Genomic DNA, 23,418 nt, shown 5'->3' on the forward strand with positions numbered 1-23,418 from the left:
CGGCCGCCGGACCGGCCGACCGGCGTCAGAAGGTGTGCTCGGCGGCGGGGAACTCGCCGCCGCGGACCTCGTCGGCGAAGCGCCGGGTCGCGTCGGCGAGGGTCCCGGCCAGGTCGGCGTAGCGCTTCACGAAACGGGGTGCCTTGCCGACGCGCAGGCCGGCCATGTCCTGCCAGACCAGCACCTGGGCGTCGGTGTCCGGGCCGGCGCCGATGCCGACGGTCGGGATGGGCAGCTCCGCCGTGATCCGCTTGGCCACCTCGCCGGGCACCATCTCCAGCACCACGGCGAACGCGCCCGCCTCGGCCACGGCACGGGCGTCGGCGATCACGTCGTCGGCCGCGTCGCCGCGCCCCTGGACCCGGTAGCCGCCGATGGCGTGCTCGCTCTGCGGGGTGAAACCGATGTGCGCCATCACCGGGATACCGGCACCGGTGATCGCCGCGATCTGCGCCGCGCAGCGCCGGCCGCCCTCCAGCTTCACCGCGTGGCAGCCGCCCTCCTTCATAAACCGCACCGCCGTGCGCAGGGCCTGCGTCGGGCCCTCCTCGTACGAGCCGAACGGCAGGTCGCCGACGACCAGCGCGTGCCGGGTCGCCCGGACCACCGCGCGGACCAGCGGCAGCAGCTCCTCGACGGTCACCGGCACCGTCGTCTCGTAGCCGAAGACGTTGTTCGCCGCCGAGTCGCCGACCAGCAGCACCGGGACGCCGCCCTGGTCGAAGATCGAGGCGGTGTACTGGTCGTACGAGGTGAGCATCGGCCACCGCTCGCCGCGCTCCTTGGCGGCGATCAGGTCGCGGGTGCGGACCCGCCGGGTGGCCGGGCCGCCGTAGAGGGCGGTCACCTCGGACGGGGTGGACTCCACCATGACTCTCTCCTTCCTCGAGGCCGCGTGCGCGGTCCCCGGGTTCCGCCGCGATCGTCGCACCACCCGACCGGCCGGCGGCAGAGCTCAGTGGAGGATGTCACTCCCGGACCGACGTCGAGGCCGGCCCGGGAGCGGCACGGCTCAGCCGTCCTCGCGCCACCGGTTCGTGATCGGCAGCCGCCGGTCCCGCCCGAACGCCTTCATCGAGATCTTCGTGCCCGGCGCGGACTGCCGCCGCTTGTACTCGGCGGTATCCACCATCCGCAGCACCCGGTCGACGACGGCCGGGTCGTGGCCGGACGCGACCAGCCCGTCGCGCCCGAGGTCGCCGTCGACGTAGCCGATCAGGATCGGGTCGAGCACGTCGTAGTCCGGCAGCGTGTCGCTGTCCAACTGGCCCGGGCTCAGCTCCGCGCTCGGCGGCTTGCCGATCGAGCTCTCCGGGATCGGCGGGGTCTCGCCCCGGCGGGCGGCGTCGGCGTTGCGCCACTTCGCGAGCCGCCAGATCAGCGTCTTCCAGACGTCCTTGACGGGGTTGAAGCCGCCGACCGAGTCGCCGTAGAGGGTGGAGTAGCCGACCGCCAGCTCGCTCTTGTTGCCGGTGGTCAGCACCAGGTGGCCCTCCTGGTTCGACAGCGCCATGAGGATCACCCCGCGGACCCGCGCCTGGAGGTTCTCCACGGACACACCGGAGAGCGACATGTTCGCCAGGAAGGTGTCCACCATCGGCTGGATCGGCTCGACCCGGTAGTCCAGCCCGGTGCGCTTCGCCAGCTCCGCCGCGTCCTCCCGGCTGTGCTCCGAGGAGTGCTGGCTGGGCAGCGACACGCCGACCACCCGGTCGGACCCGAGCGCGTCGACGGCCAGCGCGGCCACCACCGCCGAGTCGATGCCGCCGGAGAGGCCGAGCACCACCGACGGGAACCTGTTCTTGTTGACGTAGTCGCGCAGGCCGAGCACGAGCGCCTGCCACACCTCGGCCTCGTCGGCCACGGGGGCGATGGTGCCGCCGGTGGCGACGGGACCACCGGCCGGCGGCGGGACGGCGTCGACCGCGGCGCGCACCACCCGCATGTCGTCGGCCAGCGCCTGGTCGGGGTCGGTCGGCTCCCCGGCCGGCGGCAGCTCGACGTCGTGCACCAGCAGGTGCTCGACGAACTGCGGGGCCCGGGTGAGCAGCGTGCCGTCGGCCGTCACGATCATCGAGTCGCCCTCGAAGACCAGCTCGTCCTGGCCGCCGACCATGTTGACGTACGCGATGGTCGCCCCGGCCTCGGCGGCGCGGCGGCGCACCAGCGGCAGCCGGATGTCGTCCTTGTTCAGCTCGTACGGCGAGCCGTTGATGTTCAGGACCAGGCCGACGCCGGCCTGGCGCGCGGCGGCGAACGGGCCGCCGGCCTGCCACAGGTCCTCGCAGATGGTCAGCGCCACGTCCACCCCGCCGATCCGGACGACGGTCAGCGCGTCGCCGGGGACGAAGTAGCGGTCCTCGTCGAAGACCCCGTAGTTGGGCAGGTGGTGCTTGAAGTAGGTGGCCACGACGCCGCCCCGGTGCAGCAGGGCGGCCGCGTTGCGGGCGCCGTGACCCGGCTCGGCGTCGCCGCTGACCTGCGGCGGGCCGTCGGCGTCCAGGTAGCCGACCAGCACCGGCACCTCGCCCAGCCCGTCCGTGGCGAGGTCGGCGGCGAGCCGCTCCAGCGCGGCCTTCGACGCGGCGACGAAGGACCGCCGGAAGACCAGGTCCTCGACCGGATAGCCAGTCAGCGCCATCTCCGGGAACGCGACGAGCTGGGCGCCGGCGTCGGCGGCGCGGCGGGTCCAGTCACGGACCAGGCCGGCGTTGCCGGCGAGGTCGCCGACGGTCGGGTTGACCTGGCACAGGGCGAGACGCAGGGTGGGCATGCCCTCATCTTGCCCCAGCCGTCCGGGCCCGACACGCTGGGCGGGGCGAGACGGCGGCCACCGCCGCAGGGCGCTGCCGGACGGCGGCGGCGGGCCCGGCGGCGACGCGACGACGGCTGCGGCCCGTCCCGTTCGGCGGGGGTCGGCCGGTCGGGCGGGAGCCGCGGACAGGGCGGGACTCGCGCCGGCCGGTCGCGTAACGTCGGCGTAACGAGGCGGGTGGAGACTGGTCGGTCAGGCCGGGTCGCCCCCGGTCGAAGGCGGACAACAGTGTCGCGAGGGGTGGAAGTGGACCGTCAGCAGGAGTTCGTCCTCCGTACGCTGGAAGAGCGGGACATCCGGTTCGTCCGGCTGTGGTTCACGGACGTGCTGGGCACGCTCAAGAGCGTGTCGGTGGCCCCCGCCGAGCTGGAGGCGGCCTTCGAGGAGGGCATCGGGTTCGACGGCTCGGCGATCGAGGGTTTCGCCCGGGTGTTCGAGTCCGACATGGTGGCCATGCCGGACCCGACGACGTTCCAGGTCTTCCCGTTCGAGGGCGGGGTCAGCGGCGAGAGCGCCCGGATGTTCTGCGACATCCTGCTGCCCGACGGCGGCCCCTCCTGGGCCGACCCCCGGCACGTGCTGCGCCGGGCGCTGTCCAAGGCGGCCGAGAAGGGCTTCACCTTCTACACCCACCCCGAGATCGAGTTCTTCCTGCTGGAGAACGGCCCGATGGACGGCTCGGTGCCGATCCCGGTGGACACCGGCGGCTACTTCGAGCACACCACCCACGCGGTGGCCCGCGACTTCCGCCGGCAGGCGGTGCTGGCGCTGGAGCGGATCGGCATCTCGGTGGAGTTCAGCCACCACGAGGTCGCCCCCGGCCAGCAGGAGATCGACCTGCGCTACGCCGACGCGCTGACCACCGCCGACAACATCATGACCTTCCGGCACGTGGTGAAGGAGGTCGCCCTCTCCACCGGAGTGCAGGCCACCTTCATGCCGAAGCCCTTCACCGACCAGCCCGGCAGCGGCATGCACACCCACCTGTCGCTGTTCGAGGGGGAGCGCAACGCGTTCCACGACGCCGGCGACCCGATGAAGCTGTCCAAGGTGGCCCGCGCGTTCATCGCCGGGCTGCTGGTGCACGCCCGGGAGTACACGGCGGTCACGAACCAGTGGGTCAACTCCTACAAGCGGCTCTTCCCGCAGGCGCTGCCGGACCGGGTCACCGAGAGCCCCGCGTACGTCTGCTGGGGTCACCTCAACCGGTCGGCGCTGGTCCGGGTCCCCGCCTACGGCAAGCCGAACTCGGCCCGGGTGGAGGTCCGCTCGCCGGACTCGGCGGCCAACCCCTACCTGGCCTTCGCGGTGCTGCTCGGCGCCGGCATGAAGGGCATCGAGGAGGGCTACGAGCTGCCGCCGGGCGCCGAGGACGACGTCTGGTCGCTGACCAGCGCCGAGCGGCGGGCGATGGGCTACGAGCCGCTGCCGGAGAACCTGGCCGAGGCGATCGACGTGATGGCCGGCTCCGAGCTGGTCGCCGAGGTGCTCGGTGAGCACGTCTTCGACTTCTTCCTGCGCAACAAGCGGGCCGAGTGGGAGCAGTACCGCCGCGAGGTCACCCCCTACGAGCGGCAGCGCTACCTGTCGCTGTAGGGCGGGGGCTGCCGCCGCTGGCGTACTGCCGCTATCGTCTCGATCACCGCGCCGGCACCCCCGCCGGGCGCAGAGGTCGGGGAGGCAGTCGGTGCTGGAGGATCTGCTCAGCGGAGCCTGGCAGAGCGTCGTGTTCGGGGTCGTCGGGGTGGCCCTGATGGCGGCCGGGTTCGGGCTGGTCGACGTGCTCACTCCCGGCAAGCTGCGGGAGCTGATCTGGGTGCGGCGCAACGGCAACGCCGCGCTGCTGCTCGCCGCGAACCAGCTCGGCATCGCCGGGATCGTGTTCACCGCGATCCTGACCAGCTACAGCGACTTCGCCAAGGGGCTGGCCTCGACGGTCCTCTTCGGCCTGATCGGGCTGGCCATCATGGCGCTGGCGTTCTTCGTGCTGGACCTGCTCACCCCCGGCAGGCTCGGCGAGATCATCTGCTCCGACGAGCCGCATCCGGCGGCCCGGGTCAGCGCCGCCACCCACTTCGGCGCCGCCCTGATCGTCTGCGCCTGCATCGCCTGAGCCGGTCCGCCCCGCGCTCCGTCGGAGCGGAGCGGTCCCGCTCCGCTCCGTGACCGCGGTCTGCGGGCTGCGCCGACAGGGCCCGCGGGCGGAGCGGTCGCGTCGCACCCCCGTCGTAGGTTGCGGGGGTGAACCGGACGGACCGTCTCTACGCCCTGGTGGAGGAGCTGCGCGCCGTGTCGCCCCGGCCGCGCAGCGCCCGCTGGCTCGCCGAGCGCTTCGAGGTGAGCACCCGCACCATCGAGCGCGACATCGGCGCCCTCCAGGAATCGGGCGTGCCGATCTGGGCCGAGCCGGGCCGCACCGGCGGCTACGCGCTCGACCGGGCGCGCACCCTGCCGCCGGTCAACCTCACCCCCGCAGAGGCCGTCGCCCTGGCGGTGGCGCTGCACCGCATGCGCGGCACGCCGTTCGGCGCCGCGGCCGGCACCGCGCTGCGCAAGCTGGTCGCCGTGATGCCGGCCGCCGACGCCGCCGAGGCCCATCGGCTGGCCGCGCGGGTGCACCTGATCGGCGAGGGGCCGGTCACGCCCGTCCCGGCCGGGGTCGCCGACGCCGTACGCGCACGGCGCGTGCTGCGCATCCGCTACGCCGACCGGGCGGGCGCCGGCTCGCTGCGCGACGTGGAGCCGCTCGGCTTCCTCGGTAACCCCCGGCACTGGTACCTGCTGGCCTGGTGCCGGCTGCGCGGCGGCATCCGGGCGTTCCGCACCGACCGGATCACCTCGGTGACCACCCTCGGCGAGCGGGTGCCGGAGCGTGAGCTGGCCGTCGACGACCTCGACATCCCGCACGACCGGGTGCACCGGCTCAGCCTGGTCTGAAACGGCGCGTGGCGACGCTGTCGGTCTCGGCCGGACAGTTCGCCGACTTCGACCGCCGGTACGGCAAGCGACGGCCGGATCTCGTGCCACGGCTGCGGCCCGCTGGTGTGGAATCCGGCCGAACCGCCGGAGAAACACCGACAGGACGGTGTCGCGGGCGGGGCCGAGGCTCTCTCCTGACGGCGCCGGTCGACCGGCCGGCGCGGGGAACGGGAGGCCACACATGACCATCAGCAACGCCGTCACCTGGTTCGAGATCGGCGCCGAGCGGCCGGACGAGGCCCAGCGGTTCTACGGCGACCTGTTCGGCTGGAGCTTCACCGAGGAGGGCACGGCTGAAGCGCCGTACCGGACGACCGAGGGTGGCGCCGGTGCGGGGATCAGCGGAGCGATCCGGGGCACCGGCGGGGCGGGCCCCGACTACGCCATCTTCTACGTGCAGGTGGCCGACGTGGCCGACGCCTGTCGGCGGGCCGAGGCGGCCGGCGGCAAGGTGCTGGTGCCGCTGAAGTCCACCGGCAACGGGCTCACCTTCGCCCACCTGGCGGACCCGGCCGGCAACCACGTCGGCGTCTTCGCCCCGCCACCGGGCGCCTGAGCCGCCCGCGCCGGCGTGAGCCGTGCGGCGTCGGCGTGAGTCGCCCGCGCCGGCGTGAGTCGTGCGGCCGGCGGCCCGAGCCGGGCGGCCGGAGGCCGGAGCCGCCGCCGTCCGCCCCGGCGAGGTCTCCGGGGCGGACGGCGTACGGTCACTTGCCGGCCGGGCCGCCGTGCCCGCCGCGACCGCCCGGGCCGGGGAAGACGCCGGCCTCGGCGGCCGCGGTGATGGCGTCCGCCTGCTCCTGGGTGAGCTTGCCGTCCTCGACCGCCTGCGCCAGGCGCTCCTTCAGTGCGGCCTGCCGGTCGGCGGAGTCACCCCGCTCGGGCCGGTCGGCCGGCTTCCGCGCCTCGCGCACCTTCTCCAGCGCGGCCGTCACCTTGTCGGTGGGGACGCCCAGTTCCTCGGCCAGGGCCTCGGCGAACTCCGCCTGCCGCTCGGCCCGCTGCTGCTTCCGCTCGTCCTTGCCGCTGCCGCTCTCGCTGGCGCTGCCGCTGGCGCTGACGCTCGGCGTCGAGGTGCCGCCGTCCGCGGCGAACGCGACCGTCGGCGCCGCGATCCCCACGCCGAGTACCCCGGCCGCGGCCAGGCCGGCCAGCAGGTGCTTCTTCCTCATGGTGCCGGACATGCTGTCCTCCATCGGGTCGGTGGGTGGTGCGATGACCTCACCGACGGTGACCAACCCGGCTGGAGGAAAGCCGTGGTGAACCTGTCAGCGAGCTGGCAATCCGCCCGCCGAGCCGGACAAACGGGTTGCCGCGGCGCGCGCCGGCGGTCAGGGTTGGCGGTCGGCAGGCCCACCGGGGCGGAGCAACGACGGAAGGTGACCCTCGTGGCGTTGACGAAGATCCGGGAAGTGCCGCTCACCGGGGCGGACGCCGGCCCGTACGGCATCACCGTCGGCCCCGACGGCGCGCTCTGGCTGACGCTGGTCCACGCCGGCGCGGTCGCCCGGGTGGGCGCGGACGGCGACCTGCGCACCTGGCCGGTGGCGGCCGACAGCCGGCCGCTGATCGTCACGCCGGGCCCCGACGGCGCCCTCTGGTTCACCCGCTCCGGCGACGACCGGATCGGGCGGATCACCACCGACGGCGAGCAGAGCGCCGTCGCGCTCCCGCCCGGGAGCGGCCCCTGCGGCATCGCCGCCGGTCCCGACGGCGCCCTCTGGTACGCGGCGATGACCGCCGACGCGATCGGCCGCGTCACCACCGACGGGGAGGTGACCCAGTTTCCGCTGCGGGTGAGCGGCGGCTTCGCCTCGATGGTGGCCGCCGGCCCGGACGAGGCCGTCTGGTTCACGCTCAACCGGGCGAACGCGGTCGGCCGGATGGGCACGGACGGCGCGGTGGCGCTGCACCAACTGCCGACCGAGGGCGCCGCCCCGGTGGGCATCACGGCCGGAGCGGACGGCGCGCTCTGGTTCGTCGAGATCGGCGCCGGCCAGCTCGGCCGGATCACCCCGGACGGGCGGATCGACGAGTACCCGCTGCCGGACCGGGCCGCCCGGCCGCACGCGATCGTCGCCGACCCGGCCGGCGGCTGCTGGTTCACCGAGTGGGGCGGCAACCGGATCGGCCACGTCGCCCCGGACGGCACGATCGTCACCCACGACCTTCCGACCCCGGCCGCCGAGCCGCACGGCATCACGGTCGCCCCCGACGGCACGGTCTGGGCCGCCCTGGAAACCGGCGCCCTGGCCCACCTGACGCCCTGACCAGGAAGCCGGCGCGCTGGCCCACCTGACGCCCTGACCAGGAAGCCGGCGCGCTGGCCCACCTGACGCCCTGACCGGGAAAGCGGCGCGCTGGCCCACCTGACGCCCTGACCGGGAAAGCGGCGCGCTGGCCCACCTGACGCCCGGACCCGCCGGAGCCGGGTCAGCGGACGGCGGGGGCGATCGTGAGGGTGGCCGTCGTCGTGTCGAGGGTGGCGTCGGTGCCGACCGGGACGGTGAGCTGGCCGACGCCGTGGCCGACGGGCAGGCCGCCGAGGACCGGGACGCCGAGGTCGCCGAGGCGCTCGGAGAGCACGTCGGCGACGCTGGTCGACCAGCCGTCCGCGCAGCCGGTGAACTGACCGACCGCCACCCCGGCCAGCCCGTCCAACGCGCCGGCCCGGCGGAGCTGGGTGAGCATCCGGTCCACCTTGTACGGCGGCTCCTGCACGTCCTCGACCAACAGGACCGCCCCGGTCAGGTCCGGCATGTCCGGGGTGCCCAGCGACGCCACGATCAGGCAGAGGTTGCCGCCCAGCAGCGGGCCCGTGGCCCTCCCGGGCACCCGCACCGGGAACGTCTCCTCCTCGGCGACGGCCGTCACCGTCACCGGCTCGGTGGTCATCAGGGCGGCGTGCAGCGACTCGGCCGAACGCAGCGGGGTGCGCTCGTCCAGCCAGGCCGCCCCGGGGCCGTGCACGCCGGCCAGCCGCGCGCCCCGCCACAGCGCCAACTGCAGCGCGGTGATGTCCGAGAACCCGGCGACCACCTTCGGGTCCCGGCGTACGGCGGCCATGTCGATCGCGTCGACGATCCGCTGCGCGCCGTACCCGCCCCGCGTGCAGATCACCCCGCGCACCTCGGGGTCGGCGAACGCCGCATTCAGGTCGGCGGCGCGCAGCGCGTCCGCGCCGGCCAGGTAACCCTGCCGGGCGTACGCGTTCGGCGCCAGCACCGGCCGCAGCCCCCAGCCGGTGAGCAGCTCGACGCCCCGGGCCACCCGCTCGGGCCGGGTCGGCCCTGACGGCGACACCAGCATCACCGTGTCGCCGGGGCGCAGCACCGGCGGTCGTACCGCGGCGGCGGGAGTCGTGCTGGCGTGGTCGGACACAGCGGCAGAGCCTAGTCGCGGCGGGGCGTGGTCCACGTACCGGTCGGCCAACCCCGCCGAGCGTGGGACGCCCGGTCCGGTCGGCCGTCGAGGCCGCCGCCGCCCGGTGGAGGCGTTCGGGGCCCGCCGGAGTCACCGGCTAGCCTCGACGTCGTGGCTACCGCGTTGGTGATCGAGAACGACCCGACCGACGACGTCCGCCGGCTCGGCGAGTGGCTGACCGAGGCGGGTCTCGACCTGTGGGTGGTGCGCGCGCACGCCGGCGACCAGCTCCCCGCCGACCTGGACGGATACTCCGCGCTGGTGGTGCTGGGCGGCGAGCAGCAGGCGTATCCGCTGCCCGACGGCTCACCCGGTGCGCCCTGGTTCCCCGCCGTCGAGGGGCTGCTCCGCAAGGCCGTCCGGCACCGGGTGCCCACCCTCGGCATCTGCCTGGGCGCACAGCTGCTGGCCACCGCCCACGCCGGCGAGGTCGAGCGCAGCGCGTCCGGGCCGGAGGTCGGGCCCGGCGTGGTCGGCAAGCGGGACGCCGCCGACGCCGACCCGCTGTTCCGCTACGTCCCGCTGATTCCCGACGTGCTCCAGTGGCACTCCGACGAGATCACCGAGCTGCCCCGGGGCGCCACCCTGCTGGCCGCCTCCACCCGCTACCCGCACCAGGCGTTCCGCCTCGGTGACCGGGCCTGGGGTCTGCAGTTCCACATCGAGTGCGACACCGCGATGATCGCCGACTGGGCCACCGACTCGACGCTGCTGGCCGAGCTGGGCTACGACCCGGACCTGGTGGTGGCGGCCTGCCACGCGGTGATGGTCGACGTCGAGGAGGTCTGGCAGCCGTTCGCCGCCCGGTTCGCCGCGCTGGCCCTCGGCGAGCTGGGCGACGACCCGTCCCGCCGTAGCCTGCCGCTGCTCGGGCAGTGATGAGCCGGCCGACCAGCGCCGCGGGACGGCTCGCCCGCTACGGGTTCGGCATCGTCGGCGGCGACGGCGCCACCCGCGCCGCCGACCTGCTCGGCCCCGACGGGCTGGGCCTGTGGCGGCCGGACGTGCAGGAGCCGACCGACGACCGCGCGGCGGAGCTGCTCGCCGCGCTCTCCCGCGCCGCCGATCCGGACCTGGCGCTGCGCCAGCTGCACCGCATCGTCGAGGCCGAGCGCCGGGCCGCCGGTCCGGCCGCCGCCGGTTCGGCGCTGCTGGAGGCGCTCGCGGACGATCCGGGGCTGCGCCACCGGCTGCTCGCCGTCCTCGGCGCCTCCTCGGCGCTGGGCGACCACCTGGTCGCCAACCCCGACCAGTGGCCGGCCCTGCGGACCGCCCCGGACGGGCTCGCGCCGACCGCGGAGGGCCGGCTCGACCTGTCCGGCGACGGGCAGCCGGTGGCGGTGCTGCGCAGGGCGTACCGGCTGGCGCTGCTGCGGATCGCGGCGGCCGACCTGACCGGCGGCCGGGGCCTGGAGCAGACCATGGCGGCGCTCTCCGCGCTGGCCGACGCGACCCTCGCGGCGGCGTACGAGATCGCCGTCGGCGAGCTGCCGGAGGGCACCCCCCGACCCCGGCTCGCCGTCGTGGCGATGGGCAAGTGCGGCGGCGACGAGCTGAACTACGTATCCGACGTCGACGTGATCTTCGTGGCCGCCGAGGACGACGACCTCGCCGCGGCCACCACGGTCGCCACCCGGCTGATCCACGTCTGCGGGCTGGTGGCCTGGCCGGTCGACGCCGCCCTGCGGCCCGAGGGCAACCGCGGCCCGCTGGTGCGGACCCTGGCCAGCCACCTCGCCTACTACCGGCGCTGGGCACGGACGTGGGAGTTCCAGGCGCTGCTCAAGGCCCGGCCGGCGGCCGGCGACCTGACGCTGGGCCGGGAGTGGATCGACCAGCTCGCCCCGCTGGTGTGGCGGGCCGCCGAGCGACCCGAGGCGGTCGAGGACGTCCGCGCCATGCGGCGGAAGATCATCGACAACATCCCCTCGAAGGAGCTGGAGCGCGAGATCAAGCGTGGCCCGGGCGGGCTGCGCGACATCGAGTTCGCCGTCCAGCTGCTGCAACTGGTGCACGGCCGGGGCGACGAGTCGCTGCGGGTGCCCGGCACCGTCCCGGCGCTGCGCGCGCTCGTCGCCGGCGGCTACGTCGGCCGGGCCGACGGGGAGGCGCTGCTGCGCGGCTACCGCTTCCTGCGCGGCGTCGAGCACCGCCTCCAGCTCCAGGGGCTGCGCCGCACCCACACCGTGCCGACGGAGCCGGCCGCGCTGCGCTGGTTGGCCGCCGCGCTGGGCTATGCGGCCACGCCGGGCCGCAGCGCCGTCGAGGAGTTCCGCGCCGAGTGGGTCACCCACGCCACCGAGGTACGCCGGCTGCACGCCAAACTGCTCTACCGGCCGCTGCTGGAGTCGGTCGCCCGGGTGCCGGCCGACGGGCTGCGGCTGACCCCGGAGGCGGCCCGGCACCGGCTGGAGATCCTCGGCTTCGCCGACCCGGCCGGGGCGCTGCGGCACCTCCAGGCCCTCACCGGCGGGGTGAGCCGCACGGCGGCCATCCAGCGCACCCTGCTGCCGGTGCTGCTCAGCGAGTTCGCCGACGCCCCCGAGCCGGACCGCGGCCTGCTCAACTACCGGCAGGTCTCCGACAAGCTCGGCAGCACGCCCTGGTACCTGCGCCTGTTGCGCGACTCCGGGCCGGTGGCCCGCCGGCTGGCCCGGGTGCTCTCCTCCTCCCGCTACGCCGCCGACCTGCTGGCCCGTGAGCCGGAGGCGCTGCGGATGCTGGCCGAGGAGAGCGAGCTGACGCCCCGGCCGAGGGGGGTGCTCTGCGAGGGCTTCGCCGCCGCGGCGGCCCGGCACACCGACCCCGTCGAGGCCACCCGGGCGATCCGCGCCCTGCGCCGCCGGGAGCTGGTCCGCGTCGCCTGCGCCGACCTGCTGAGCCGGGCCGGTTCGCTGGCCCCGTCGCCGCCCCGGCCCGCCGGCGGGCGGGCCGCGCTCGGCCTCGCCGACGTCACCGCCGTCGGCGCTGCCCTGGCGGATGTCACCGACGCCACGCTGGCCGCGGCGCTGCGCGCCGCCCGGGCGGCCCAGCCGCCCCTGCCGGGGCTGCGCTTCGCCGTGATCGGCATGGGCCGCCTGGGCGGGTACGAGTCGAACTACCTCTCCGACGCCGACGTGCTCTTCGTCTACGACCCCCCGGCCGACGCCGGCGAGAACGCGGCCGGCGCGGCGAGCGCCGCCGCCCACGCGATCGCCGAGGAACTGCGCCGGCTGCTCGGCATGCCCGCGCCCGACCCGCCGCTGGGGGTGGACGCCGACCTGCGCCCCGAGGGCCGGCAGGGCCCGCTGGTGCGCAGCCTCGCCGCGTACGCGCAGTACTACGCCCGCTGGTCGAAGGTGTGGGAGGCGCAGGCGCTGCTGCGCGCCCGGTTCGTCTGCGGCGACGCCGACCTCGGCGCGGAGTTCGAGGCGATGGTCGACCCGGTCCGCTACCCGGCCGACGGGCTGACCCGCGAGCAGGTGGTGGAGATCCGGCGGATCAAGGCGCGGGTGGAGCACGAGCGGCTGCCCCGGGGCGCCGACCCGGCCACCCACACCAAGCTCGGGCGGGGCGGCCTCGCCGACGTCGAGTGGGCGGTGCAGCTGCTCCAGCTCCGGCACGCCGGGACGGTCCCGGAGCTGCGCGGCACGCGTACGCTCGACGCCCTCGCGGCGGCCCGGGACGCGGGCCTGGTCGACCCGACGGACGCCACCGAGATGGCGGCCGGCTGGACCCTGGCCGCGCAGGTCCGCAACGCGCTGATGCTGGTGCGCGGCCGGGCCGGTGACCAGCTGCCCCGGCACGGCGTCGAGCTGGCCGGGGTGGTGCGGCTGCTGGGCCGGGACGATCCCGGCGAGTTCCTCGACGAGTACCTGCGCACCGGCCGCCGCTCCCGCGCGGCGATGGAACGGGTCCTCGACGCCTGAGCCGGCCCGCCGGGACGCCTGCTCGGGCCGCCCCGCCGGCCGAGGCCGGTCCGCCCGCCCGGAACCGTCCGGCCGCCACCTGGCGCTACGGGCGGCGGCGGACCAGCACCACGTGGTCGACGAGGGTCCCGGTGTGGCCGTCCGGGCCGGTGGCCTGCCGGCGCGGGGCGTCGAGCCGCTCGGTGAGCCACCGGTCCGGGTCGAGGTCCAGCTCGGCGAGGGTCTCCTGCGGGGTGGGGAAACGCACGTCGGGGTGCGCATGCCGCCCCCACGGCGGGACCTCGCCGTGCTCGACGACGAGTAGCCGGCCGCCGGGGGCCACGGCCCGGGCCGCCGAGCGCAGCACCTCTCCCCGGGGGAACTCCAGCGGCGACTGGAGGAACTGCGCGGAGACCAGGTCGAACTCGCCCGGCGGGAAGGTCCGGGTGAGGTCGTGCCGGCGGAACTCGATGCGGGACGCCACCCCGGCCTCGGTAGCCGCTGCGGACGCCCGGTCGAGGGCGGTCTCGGCGACGTCCACCGCCGTCACCCGCCAGCCCCGCCCCGCCAGCCAGATCGCGTCGCCGCCCTCGCCGCAGCCGAGGTCCAGCACGGTGCCGGCGGGCAGCGGCCCGGCGACGTCGACCAGGATCGGGTTCGCCCGCCCGCTCCAGTACCGGTCGCGCCGCCCGTAGAGCTCCTCCCAGTACCGGGCGGTCTCCTCGTCCACGTCCGGGTGCCGCCGCTGGTCGTCCACCGGCGCCGCCGTCCTGTCGTGCCGGTGGGCATGCCGGTGCTCCCCGGCTATTCCGTCGTGCTGCACGTCTCGTCCCTCCTGGTGTGCCGCCCTCGGCTGACCTGTCGCGTCGATCGTGCGCGCCGGCGGCGGGAGGAGCAAGAAACGTTGCCGAAGCGGCAACAGGCGGGCGCCGCCCGGCTCAGCTGCCCAGCCGGTACGTCCCGGCGCGCGGCACGGTCACCGCCGTCCAGTCACCATCGGCGGCGACCGTGGCGCCGCCGGAGGCGGTCAGCCAGCGGCTGTGCCGCACCCGGACCGGCACCGTGCCCGCGGCCGGCGCCCGGAAGGTCACCGAGGCGCCGTCCCGCGCGACGAGGTCGGCCGGTGCGCCGACGATCGGGGTCGGCTCGGCGACCGCCCAGACCCGCCAGTGCGGGCCGGACCAGACGGGCGTGAGATACGGCAGGCCGCCCGTGACCAGCTCGGCCTCGGCCCGCCCCACCCACGACAGCGGGGCGTCCGGCACCGCGACGAACTGCACCGCGTTCTCGGCCAGCCAGTCCCGGTAGCTCGCGGCGGTCAGCGGCACCCCGGTGCCGGCCGCGCCCGGGACGGTGGTGAAGAAGAGGGGGTGCCGGTCGATGTCGGCCTGCCGCAGCCAGCCCCGGGCCAGCGGCACCTCGCCCAGCCTCGCCGCCTCCCAGTAGTTGCGGGTCGGCGGCACCTCGACCCGGCCGGTGAGCCGCTGCCCGTCGAGGAACTCCCGCAGCGGCGCGAAGTACGCGGCCCGGCCGGTCGGGTCGTCGACGCTGCGCAGGTCGGCGGGGGGCACCGGCGGCTGCCACCAGCACACGGCCGCCAGCAGCGCGGCCAGCGCGACCAGGCCCCGGACCCTGCCCCGCCCCTGCGCCCCGCCCCGGCCGCGTCGGGCCCACCACCGCACCAGCCGGGCCGGAGGGCGGGCGGCGGCGGCCAGCAGCGGAAGGGCGAACATGACGGCCAGCCGCGTGGCGTTCAGCCCGACCGGGGTGTGCGCCAGCGCCGCCGCCAGCACCCCGGCCGCCGAGAGCAGCGCACCCACCCGCACCGGCCGGTACGCCACCAGCGCGGCGACCAGCAGGCTGGTCAGCACGGCGCGCAGCGTGTCGGTGCGGCTGATGTTCATCCAGCCGCCGTCGCCGAAGAGCAGCGCGGTCGCCCCGAGCGGCAGCGCGGCCGCGACGCCGAGCGCCAGGCCGTCGGCGTACCGGCGGGTGAGCAGCAGCGCCGCGCCGGCCAGGCCGACGAAGAGGCCCGCCACCGGGCTCGTCGCCGAGGCCAGCAGCGCCCCGGCGACCGCCAGCCCGAGCCGCGCGAGCCGCCGTCGCCGCGCCCGCCGGCCCGGGCCGGAGCCGGCCGGTGCGGCCGGGCCGCGGGGGAGGGTGAGGGCGAGCAGCGCGCCGAGGCCGAAGGCCACCCCGAGGCCGTACGTCACCCGGCCCGAGACCAGGTTGCCGGCGATGGTGACGACCCCGACCAGGCTGCCGAGCAGTGGCCGCGGCACCCCGGTGCGCACCAGCAGCGCCGCGAACGCGGTCGCCGCCGCCACCAGCGCCAGCGCGCCGGTGACCCGCACCCCGAGCAGCGCCATCACCGGCTGGGAGACCAGGCTGTAGCCGAACTGCTGGACCCCGCCGTACCAGCGCAGGTCGACCGGGGCGAGGCCGTGGGCGGCGAAGAAGTCGGCCCGGGCGACCTGCGCGGCGAGGTCGGAACCGGTCGGCGGGAGGGCGAGACACGTCACCCCGAGGAGCACGGCGGACGCGGCGGCCACCGCCACCACCCGACTGCGCCGCATGCCCACCTCCGTACCGCGACCACCGTACTGGCAGCATGTCCGGCGTGCCTCACCACCTCGCGCGCTGGATCGGCCTGGCCGGCTCGACGCTGCTCGCCGTGGCCGCGTTCCTCGGCGGAGCGCTGCCCGACGGCGATCTGCGCCCTACCCCGGTCAGCATCTGGCAGGGGCCGCACGGCCCGCTGATCATCGCCGCCTGGGCGGTCGGCACCGGGCTGATGGCGTACGCCTGGTGGGCGCTGCGCGGCCGGGTGCCGTCGACCCGCTGGGCCCTGGTCACCGTCGGGCTCTGGCTGCTGCCGCTGCTGGTCGCGCCGCCGCTGGGCAGCCGGGACGTCTACGCGTACGCCTGCCAGGGCGCCAGCTACTCCGCCGGCATCAACCCGTACGAGCAGGGCGTCTCGGCGCTGCCCTGCCCGTGGCTGGACACCATCTCCTACATCTGGCGGGACACGTCGGCCCCGTACGGGCCGCTGTTCGTGCTGCTCGCCGGGGCGGTGGTGGAGGCGACCGGGTCGCTGTACGGCAGCATCGTGCTGTTCCGGCTGCTCGCGGTGGCCGGGGTGGGGCTGACCGCGGCCTGCCTGCCGGTGCTGGCCCGGCGCTGCGGCGTGCCGGCCGGCCGGGCGGTCTGGCTGGCGCTGGGCTCGCCGCTGATCGGGGTGCACCTCGTCTCGGGGGCGCACAACGACGCCCTGATGGTGGGGCTGCTCGTGGCCGGGCTGGTGGTGGTGGCGGCCCGGCCGGGCCGCCCCGGTCCGCTGCTGGCCGGGGGAGCGCTGCTCGGCCTCGCCGCCGCCGTCAAGATCACCGCGCTGGTGGTGGTGCCGTTCGCGGCGCTCGCCGCGATCGTCGGGGCGTACTCGATCAGGGCGCTGCTCCGCGACGGCGGGTGGGTGGTCGGCGGGGCGCTCGCGGCGGTCGTCGGCGCGACCCTCGCCACCGGCCTGGGCTTCGGCTGGGTCACCGGGCTGGAGCAGGGCGGCCTAGTGATCGCCTGGACCTCGCCGCCGACGGCGGTGGGGCAGACCGTCGCCTATCTCGCCGCGCCGTTCGGCTGGCACGGCGACCCGCTGCCGGCCACCCGGGGGATCGGGATGGCCGTGCTCGCGCTGGTGCTGATCTGGCTGTGGTGGCGGGCCCGCACCCGGGAGCCGCTGTGGCACGCCGGCCTGGCGCTGGCCGCCACCGTCGCGCTCGCCCCGCTGTTCCACCCCTGGTACTGGACCTGGCCGCTGGCCGTGCTCGCGGCCACGTCGCGGCGCACCGGCTGGTTCGCGGTCGTCGCGGTGGTCTCGGCGTTCCTGGTCCTCGCGGACGGCACCGGACTGGCCCGGTACAGCAAGACGGTCGGCGCCCCGCTGATGACGCTGTTGGTGATCGTGGTGGCCGTCCGCTTGGTACGGTCGGCTCGGGCGGCCCGCCGGCCGGCCGCCGTGGACTGAGGAGAGGACGCCGGTGACCACTCCCGGCTCCCCGCCGCCGACCCCGCCCGTCACCTCGCGGCCCACCTCGCCCGACACCCCGCCGACGCCCGGCGCCGCCCACCTGGCTCGGTACGCCGGCCTGGCCGGGGCGGTGCTGCTGGCCGTAGCCGGCTGGCTGGGCGGGGCGCTGCCGTCGATCTCGCTGGACGTCACCCTGGCGGACCGCTGGCGGTCGGACACCGGGCCGCTGGTGCTGGGCGCCTGGCTGGTCGGCACGGCCCTGCTGGTCGGCGCCTGGTGGGCGCTGCGCCGGGGCGCGCCGTCGACGCGGTGGGCGTACCTGACCGCCGGACTGTGGGCGCTGCCGCTGCTGGTCACCCCGCCGCTGGGCAGCCGGGACGTCTACTCCTACGCCTGCCAGGGCTGGGCGTACGCGCACGGCGTCGACCCGTACGCGACCGGGGTGGCCGAGGCCGGCTGCCCCTGGGTGGAGTCGGTCGCGCCGATCTGGCGGGACACGCCTGCGCCGTACGGGCCGTTCTTCGTGCTGCTCGCCGCGCTCGCCGTGACCCTCGGCGGCGGCCTGGTGGGTACGGTCGTGGCGCTCCGGCTGGTCTCCGTCGCCGGGCTGCTGCTGGCCGCCCTCTGCCTGCCGGGGCTGGCCCGCGCGGCCGGCGTGCCCACCCGCCGGGCGGCCTGGCTGGTGCTGGCCTGCCCGCTGGTCGGGATGCACCTGGTGGCCGGCGCGCACAACGACGCGGTGATGCTCGGCCTGCTGCTGCTGGGTCTGCTGGTGCTGGTCCGCCGGCCCGGCAAGCCGAAGCCGCTGCTGGTGGCCGGGGCGCTGCTCGGGCTGGCGGTGACGGTGAAGGCCACCGCCGTGGTGGTGCTCCCCTTCGCGGCGCTGGCCGCGGTGCTGGGCCGCTACACCGTACGGGCGCTGCTGCGCGACGCCGGGTGGCTGGCCGGCGGGGTGCTCGGCGCGGTGGCGGTCGCCTCGCTGCTGTCCGGGCTCGGGCTCGGCTGGGTGGGCGGGCTGAGCCGCAGCGGGGACTCCGAGCAGTGGACGTCCCCGCCGACGGCGGTGGGCTTCGTCGTCGACTACGCGGGTGGGCTCGTCGGCCGGGACCCGGCCGCGGTGCCGGTGACCCGCACGGTGGCGCTGCTGCTGCTCGCCGTGCTCGTGGCGGCGCTGTGGTGGCGGGCCTGGTCGCAGCTGCGTGGGCTGAACGACGTCCGGCAGCGGGTGGCCCGCCTGGACGCCGCCCGCCCCCGGGTGACCCTGCTCGGCGCGGGGCTGGCGTTGGCCGCCACGGTCCTCCTCGCCCCGGTCTTCCACCCCTGGTACGCCACCTGGCCGCTGGCCCTGCTCGCGGTCGCCGCGACCCGGACCACCTGGTTCGTGCTGCCCTGCGCGGCGGCGGCCTTCCTCACCCTGCCCGACGGCGCCAGCCTGGCCCGGTTCAGCAAGGCCCCGGGCGCGCTGGCGATGACCGCGTTGGTCGTCGGGCTGGCGGTGTGGGGCCTGTTCCGGCTGCGCCGGACCCGTGCCGCGCGCCACGGCTGACGCGACGCCACTTGCCGTCGCGGATCGGCCGCGGCGAGTGGAACGCCATGGCTGCCAAGAACCTCCGGTGACAGCCATGGCGTTCCACCGACCGCGCGGGTGCCGCTGCGGCTGGTTCTACGGGATCCGCTCGGCGGTCCGCCCGCATGTCGGGCAGCGGGCGCCAATTCCGACCGGCCCGGGTGCCCGCACACGCTTGCGCAGGGCGATCGCCAGCGGCAGCAGCGCGGGGCCGGCCAGGCCGACCACGACGGCCGTCGCGGCGAGAGCAGCCCATCCGGGGGTAGGCGCGCCGCGCAGGCTGCCGTCCACCGCTCCGGCCAGCGGATGCACGGAGAGCAGGCCCACCGGGGTCAGCAGCACCAACAGCGCCCAGCCGCCCCGGTGGTCGGCCCGCAGGGCGAGCCCCGTGCCGAGCAGCACCACCACCACGAGCAGCACCACGGCGGCGCCGGGCAGGATCTGGCTCGCCGTCCAGCCGTAGTAGCTGATGTAGAAGTCGTAGCTGGCTAGCAGGTTGACACCCGCGAGGCCGGCGGCGGCGACGGCGAGCAGGGGCGCCGCCCGGAGCAGCGCTGGCAGCCGCTCGGGCAGGCCGAGCGCCACCAGCCCCAACCCGACCTGCGGCAGCAGCACGAACAGCGGTGGGCGGGGCAGGCCGGCGAGGGCCGCGACCGGCACGACCGCGACGGTGAGCAGCAGGGCGAGGGTCACGGCGCGGCGGGTCCACCGGCCCGGTGCCAGCACGTGCACCGCCGCGGCGAGCAGCCAGGCTGCCCACACCCCGATCCCGAGCGAGACGAACGGCCCTGCGCTTGGCACGCCCCACTCCGCCATCGGCGGGTCCAGCTCCAGCACCGACCAGACAGCCGCCAAGGCGGTCGCGGTGAGGAAGGCGAGGACGGCGGCGAGGCGTACGCCCGGGATCAGGCCGGCGGCCCCGGCGGCCCGCAGCCGCTGACGGAGGCCGCCGCGCAGCAGGTCGGCGGCGTCGGCCGGGGATGGCCAGCGCCGGCCCGGCCCGGCCGGGTCGAGGTACGTGCCGACGATCTCGGCGCCGCGCGTCCGCCGGTAGTCGGCGGGATAGGCGAGCAGCAGGCGCAGGTAGCGGCGCTCCAGGTCCGTCATGCCAGCCCTCCCGCGACGCGCGGCGCCGTCGGCCGGCTCTTCGCCGCGCGGGCGCGCAGCCGGGCGGTGGCGGCCTCCACGTTGCGCCGCAGGCGCTCGGTCTCGGCGGCGAGGGTGGCGTCGCCGGTGGGGGAGAGGCGGTAGTAGCGGCGCAGCCGGCCGTCCACCACCTGCTCCCGGTCGACCTCCACCAGGCCGGCGTCGACCAGTCGGTCGAGCGCGCCGTAGAGGGTGCCCGGCCGCAGCGCCACGCGCCCGTCGGAGAGGGCGGCGACCTCGCCGATCAGGCCGTAGCCGTGCATCGGCTCGCCGGCCAGCGCGGTGAGGATCAGGAAGGTGGGTTCGCGCAGCGGAGTGTCCACGCCTCACAATATAACGGACGCGAAGGTATAGCGGTGTCCGTTACGCGGCCGGGCCGGCCCCGCGAGTCGCGGAGCCGGCCCGGCCGGTGCTGATGGAGCGCGTGGGTCAGCAGTCGAAGTACATGGCGAACTCGTGCGGGGTCGGGCGCAGGCGCACCGGGTCGACCTCGTTGGTCCGCTTCCACTCGACCCAGGTGGAGATCAGGTCGGGCGTGAAGACGCCGCCGTCGAGCAGGTAGTCGTGGTCGGCCTCCAGCGCGTCGAGCACCTCGGGCAGCGAGCCCGGCACCTGCTTGACGTCGCCCCACTCCTCCGGCGGCAGGTCGTACAGGTCCTTGTCGATGGGCGCCGGCGGCTCGATCTTGCTCTTGATGCCGTCCAGGCCGGCCATCATCATCGCCGAGAAGGCCAGGTAGACGTTGGCCGACGGGTCCGGCACGCGGAACTCGACGCGCTTGGCCTTCCGGTTGCTGCCGGTCACCGGGATGCGGGTGCAGGCGGAGCGGTTGCGCTGCGAGTAGACCAGGTTGACCGGCGCCTCGAAGCCCGGCACCAGCCGGCGGTACGAGTTGACCGTCGGGTTGGTGAAGGCCAGCAGCGACGGGGCGTGGTGCAGCAGGCCGCCGATGTACCAGCGGGCCATGTCCGACAGGCCGGCGTAGCCGGTCTCGTCGTAGAACAGCGGCTCGCCGTTCAGCCACAGGCTCTGGTGGGTGTGCATGCCGGAGCCGTTGTCGCCGAAGAGCGGCTTCGGCATGAAGGTGGCGGTCTTGCCGTTGACCCACGCCTCGTTCTTCACGATGTACTTGAAGAGCTGGAGCTGGTCGGCCGCGTGCAGCAGGGTCGAGAACCGGTAGTTGATCTCGGACTGGCCGGCGGTGCCCACCTCGTGGTGCGAGCGCTCCACGGTGAACCCGCTGTCGACCAGCCGGCGCACGATGCTGTCGCGCAGGTCGGCGTAGTGGTCCACCGGCGGCACCGGGAAGTAGCCGCCCTTGTACGGGGTCTTGTAGCCGCGGTTGCCGCCCGGCTCCTCGCGGCCGGAGTTCCAGGCGCCCTCGATCGAGTCGATGTAGTAGAACGACTGGTGCGCCGAGGTCTCGTGGCGGATGGAGTCGAAGATGTAGAACTCCGCCTCCGCGCCGAAGTAGGCGGTGTCGGCGATGCCGCTGGCCGCCAGGTACGCCTCGGCCTTCTTCGCCACGTTGCGCGGGTCCCGGCTGTAGGCCTCGCGGGTGAACGGGTCGTGGATGAAGAAGTTGAGGGCGAGGGTCTTCTGCGCCCGGAAGGGGTCGATGAAGGCGGTGGCGACGTCCGGGAGCAGGAGCATGTCCGACTCGTGGATCGCCTGGAAACCGCGGATCGACGAACCGTCGAAGGCCAGGCCCTCGGTGAAGAAGTCGTCGTCGACCGACTCGACCGGCAGGTTGAAGTGCTGCATCACGCCGGGCAGGTCACAGAAACGTACGTCGACGAACTTCACGTCCTCGTTCTTGAGGTATCGCAGGAGTTCCTCGGGATTGGCGAACACACGTCCTCCTGGCACGTCCACGGGTGGCTAGGCTCTTGGCGACGCTATGGCCGGGTGGTTGCCCGGCCATGTCTTGAGTGTTTCTGCCGTGTTACGTCCCTCGCGGAGCGTCATCCGCGCTGCTCCGGCGGGGCGAACGGGCGACGGAACACCGCCGGCTGTGCCAGTGTATTGACACTTGCCCGCTTTGGTCCCTTTTTGCGCCCGGGGTGCCGGCGACCGTCCCCGAGCCGCCCGTACGCCCTGGATACCCTTGACCGTTGTGAGCAACCCGCCTGACCGCCCCGTGCCGCCCGCGTCCGATCCCGCCTTCACCCCGCCCAGCCTGGGCCGCCGGTTCGGCGCGCTGGTGATCGACTGGGTGCTCTGCCTCCTCGCCGCCCGGGGCTTCGCCGACCCGGTCCGCGACGGGTGGGCGCCCGTGCTGGTGCTGATCCTGGAGTACGGCTTCTTCCTCGGGCTGTTCGCCCAGACGCCGGGCATGTTCATCACGAAGATCCGCTGCGTCGCGTGGGCCGACGGCGGGCGCATCGGCCTCGTCCGGGCGCTGCTGCGCGGCGTGCTGCTCGCCCTCGTCGTGCCGGCCCTGCTGATGGACAGCCACCGCCGCGGCCTGCACGACCGCCTCGCGGGCTCGGTCGTCACCGACGCCCCCCGCCCCTGACCCCCCCCGCCCCTTCCCGCCCGTCCCTCCTCCCTCCCGCGATCGTGCACCTACTGCCCGGACGAACGGGCATCAACGGCAGAGGTAGGGCCCGAAACCGCAAGATCACCGAGGAGCGGGAAACGGGGAGGGAGGGGGAGAGACGCGAGAGCCGGGCCCGACAGGGCCCGGCTCTCGTCGCGTACGTCCCGGTGGGTCAGCGGCCGCGCGACTGGCGGAACGCGCCGCGCGGGGGCCGCATGTTCTTCGGGATCGCGCCCTTGGGCATCTGCGGGCGGGCGGTGAGCGCCTTGAGCCGCTTGTCGAGGGAGTTGACGTCCTTGCCGCTGAGCGTGCGCGGCAGCCGCATCAGGGTCATCCGCAACTTGCGGACCGGCAGCTGGCCCTCCTCCTGCCCGATCACGTAGTCGTGCAGCGGCGCGTTGCCGATGACCTTGGCAAGCCGCCGCTTCTCCTGGCCGAGCAGGCCGCGCACCCGCTGCGGGTTGCCCTCCCCCAGCAGGATCACGCCGGGCCGGCCGATGACCAGGTGGACCATGTCCATCTGGGTGGTGGAGCTGACGGCCGGGGTGACCCGCCAGTCGCCGCGCATGCTCTCCATGATCTGGGCCGCCGCGCCCGGCTGCCCCTCGGCGGCGTTCATCATCGCCCGGTTGGACCGCAGGTTGAGCACGATCAGCAGGCAGAGCAGGGCGAGCAGGATGCCCAGCGGCAGCCAGATCCAGCCCCAGAGCAGGACCGCGACCACGGTGAGCGCGAGCGGGATCAGCACCGCGCCGGCGGCCAGCGGGGCGAACCACCTGTCCTGCTTGGCGGTGAACTTGAACACCATCCCGATCTGCTTCAGCCGCTGGCCGAACGAGACCTTCTCCTGGGGCTTTGCCATGCCGCTGAGTCTAGTGGTCGCCGCACGCCGCGATCACCCGCGGCCGGGCTGAGTACCTTACGCCGCCGTACCGCCCTCAGCGGTCGGGAGTAAGGCGGGGGAGCGGGCGAAGATCAGGCGGCGCACCCATGCCCCGGGGGCACCTTCGCGCGGAGAGTCAGAGTCGACAGCGACGA

The 23,418-nt window shown here is 75.3% G+C and carries 20 protein-coding genes; 10 read left to right on the forward strand and 10 right to left on the reverse strand.

The annotated features are described in order from the left end of the window. Nucleotides 1–25: 25 nt before the first annotated feature. On the reverse strand, nucleotides 26–871 hold the full coding sequence (panB, locus tag ABZ793_RS03125; protein WP_357451048.1) for a 3-methyl-2-oxobutanoate hydroxymethyltransferase: 846 nt from the start codon (nucleotides 869–871) through the stop codon (nucleotides 26–28). Nucleotides 872–1,012: 141 nt separating this feature from the next. After that, nucleotides 1,013–2,773 carry an NAD+ synthase gene (locus ABZ793_RS03130; RefSeq protein ID WP_357451051.1) on the reverse strand — a complete coding sequence of 587 codons (1,761 nt, stop codon included), beginning with the start codon at nucleotides 2,771–2,773 and terminating at the stop codon, nucleotides 1,013–1,015. A gap of 288 nt (nucleotides 2,774–3,061) precedes the next feature. Between ABZ793_RS03130 and glnA (ABZ793_RS03135) the strand changes: the two genes are divergently transcribed. From glnA (ABZ793_RS03135) to ABZ793_RS03150, 4 genes are all read left to right on the forward strand, one after another. Beyond that, nucleotides 3,062–4,411 (forward strand): type I glutamate--ammonia ligase, encoded by a 1,350-nt coding sequence (gene glnA, locus ABZ793_RS03135; protein WP_350707837.1) that lies wholly within the window; start codon nucleotides 3,062–3,064, stop codon nucleotides 4,409–4,411. 91 nt (nucleotides 4,412–4,502) lie between these two features. Further along, the gene (locus tag ABZ793_RS03140) at nucleotides 4,503–4,928 is read left to right on the forward strand and encodes a DUF350 domain-containing protein (protein WP_357451054.1); all 426 of its coding nucleotides are present in this window, start codon (nucleotides 4,503–4,505) and stop codon (nucleotides 4,926–4,928) included. A gap of 128 nt (nucleotides 4,929–5,056) precedes the next feature. Next, nucleotides 5,057–5,752 (forward strand): WYL domain-containing protein, encoded by a 696-nt coding sequence (locus tag ABZ793_RS03145; RefSeq protein WP_357451057.1) that lies wholly within the window; start codon nucleotides 5,057–5,059, stop codon nucleotides 5,750–5,752. A 223-nt stretch (nucleotides 5,753–5,975) separates the two neighbouring features. After that, nucleotides 5,976–6,350, forward strand: a complete 375-nt coding sequence (locus ABZ793_RS03150; protein WP_350707841.1) for a VOC family protein — start codon at nucleotides 5,976–5,978, stop codon at nucleotides 6,348–6,350. A 148-nt stretch (nucleotides 6,351–6,498) separates the two neighbouring features. On the opposite strand, the gene ABZ793_RS03155 is transcribed toward ABZ793_RS03150, so the two are convergent. Further along, nucleotides 6,499–6,975 (reverse strand): hypothetical protein, encoded by a 477-nt coding sequence (locus ABZ793_RS03155; protein WP_357451060.1) that lies wholly within the window; start codon nucleotides 6,973–6,975, stop codon nucleotides 6,499–6,501. Between the two features lie 204 nt (nucleotides 6,976–7,179). Between ABZ793_RS03155 and ABZ793_RS03160 the strand changes: the two genes are divergently transcribed. Then, on the forward strand, nucleotides 7,180–8,061 hold the full coding sequence (locus ABZ793_RS03160; protein ID WP_357451063.1) for a virginiamycin B lyase: 882 nt from the start codon (nucleotides 7,180–7,182) through the stop codon (nucleotides 8,059–8,061). A gap of 163 nt (nucleotides 8,062–8,224) precedes the next feature. On the opposite strand, the gene ABZ793_RS03165 is transcribed toward ABZ793_RS03160, so the two are convergent. After that, a complete protein-coding gene (locus ABZ793_RS03165; RefSeq protein WP_357451478.1) occupies nucleotides 8,225–9,100 on the reverse strand; it encodes an LD-carboxypeptidase in 876 nt (291 codons plus the stop codon). Between the two features lie 225 nt (nucleotides 9,101–9,325). On the opposite strand from ABZ793_RS03165, the gene ABZ793_RS03170 reads away from it, so the two are divergent. Then, nucleotides 9,326–10,093 (forward strand): type 1 glutamine amidotransferase, encoded by a 768-nt coding sequence (locus tag ABZ793_RS03170; RefSeq protein ID WP_357451066.1) that lies wholly within the window; start codon nucleotides 9,326–9,328, stop codon nucleotides 10,091–10,093. Then, a complete protein-coding gene (locus ABZ793_RS03175; protein WP_357451069.1) occupies nucleotides 10,093–13,122 on the forward strand; it encodes a bifunctional [glutamine synthetase] adenylyltransferase/[glutamine synthetase]-adenylyl-L-tyrosine phosphorylase in 3,030 nt (1,009 codons plus the stop codon). Before ABZ793_RS03170 ends, ABZ793_RS03175 begins: the two co-directional genes overlap by 1 nt. A gap of 85 nt (nucleotides 13,123–13,207) precedes the next feature. Here the strand turns inward: ABZ793_RS03175 and ABZ793_RS03180 are convergent, their stop codons facing one another. Next, nucleotides 13,208–13,924, reverse strand: coding sequence for a methyltransferase domain-containing protein (locus ABZ793_RS03180; RefSeq protein WP_357451072.1), 717 nt, complete (start codon nucleotides 13,922–13,924; stop codon nucleotides 13,208–13,210). Between the two features lie 115 nt (nucleotides 13,925–14,039). After that, nucleotides 14,040–15,677: a hypothetical protein gene (locus ABZ793_RS03185; protein ID WP_357451075.1), complete on the reverse strand. Its 1,638-nt coding sequence runs from the start codon at nucleotides 15,675–15,677 to the stop codon at nucleotides 14,040–14,042. Between the two features lie 44 nt (nucleotides 15,678–15,721). Here ABZ793_RS03185 and mptB (ABZ793_RS03190) point away from each other — a divergent pair, with 44 nt between their 5' ends. Further along, complete coding sequence (mptB, locus tag ABZ793_RS03190) at nucleotides 15,722–17,122, forward strand: polyprenol phosphomannose-dependent alpha 1,6 mannosyltransferase MptB (RefSeq protein WP_357451078.1); 1,401 nt, start codon at nucleotides 15,722–15,724, stop codon at nucleotides 17,120–17,122. Nucleotides 17,123–17,225: 103 nt separating this feature from the next. Further along, on the forward strand, nucleotides 17,226–18,671 hold the full coding sequence (gene mptB / locus ABZ793_RS03195) for a polyprenol phosphomannose-dependent alpha 1,6 mannosyltransferase MptB (protein ID WP_357451481.1): 1,446 nt from the start codon (nucleotides 17,226–17,228) through the stop codon (nucleotides 18,669–18,671). 117 nt (nucleotides 18,672–18,788) lie between these two features. Here mptB (ABZ793_RS03195) and ABZ793_RS03200 read toward each other — a convergent pair whose 3' ends face one another. The 3 genes from ABZ793_RS03200 to glnA (ABZ793_RS03210) all read right to left on the reverse strand — a co-directional run bounded on the left by ABZ793_RS03200 (nucleotide 18,789) and on the right by glnA (ABZ793_RS03210) (nucleotide 21,692). Further along, nucleotides 18,789–19,799: a hypothetical protein gene (locus tag ABZ793_RS03200; RefSeq protein ID WP_357451081.1), complete on the reverse strand. Its 1,011-nt coding sequence runs from the start codon at nucleotides 19,797–19,799 to the stop codon at nucleotides 18,789–18,791. Beyond that, nucleotides 19,796–20,161, reverse strand: coding sequence for a helix-turn-helix transcriptional regulator (locus ABZ793_RS03205; RefSeq protein ID WP_357451084.1), 366 nt, complete (start codon nucleotides 20,159–20,161; stop codon nucleotides 19,796–19,798). Before ABZ793_RS03205 ends, ABZ793_RS03200 begins: the two co-directional genes overlap by 4 nt. Before the next feature lie 106 nt (nucleotides 20,162–20,267). Further along, the gene (glnA, locus tag ABZ793_RS03210) at nucleotides 20,268–21,692 is read right to left on the reverse strand and encodes a type I glutamate--ammonia ligase (protein WP_357451087.1); all 1,425 of its coding nucleotides are present in this window, start codon (nucleotides 21,690–21,692) and stop codon (nucleotides 20,268–20,270) included. A gap of 286 nt (nucleotides 21,693–21,978) precedes the next feature. Here glnA (ABZ793_RS03210) and ABZ793_RS03215 point away from each other — a divergent pair, with 286 nt between their 5' ends. Next, on the forward strand, nucleotides 21,979–22,356 hold the full coding sequence (locus ABZ793_RS03215; protein WP_357451484.1) for an RDD family protein: 378 nt from the start codon (nucleotides 21,979–21,981) through the stop codon (nucleotides 22,354–22,356). Between the two features lie 196 nt (nucleotides 22,357–22,552). Here ABZ793_RS03215 and ABZ793_RS03220 read toward each other — a convergent pair whose 3' ends face one another. Next, nucleotides 22,553–23,242 carry a DUF4191 domain-containing protein gene (locus tag ABZ793_RS03220; protein ID WP_357451090.1) on the reverse strand — a complete coding sequence of 230 codons (690 nt, stop codon included), beginning with the start codon at nucleotides 23,240–23,242 and terminating at the stop codon, nucleotides 22,553–22,555. Between the last annotated feature and the right edge of the window lie 176 nt (nucleotides 23,243–23,418).

The sequence above is a fragment of the Micromonospora sp. NPDC047465 genome (assembly GCF_040643125.1).
Taxonomy (GTDB): domain Bacteria; phylum Actinomycetota; class Actinomycetes; order Mycobacteriales; family Micromonosporaceae; genus Micromonospora.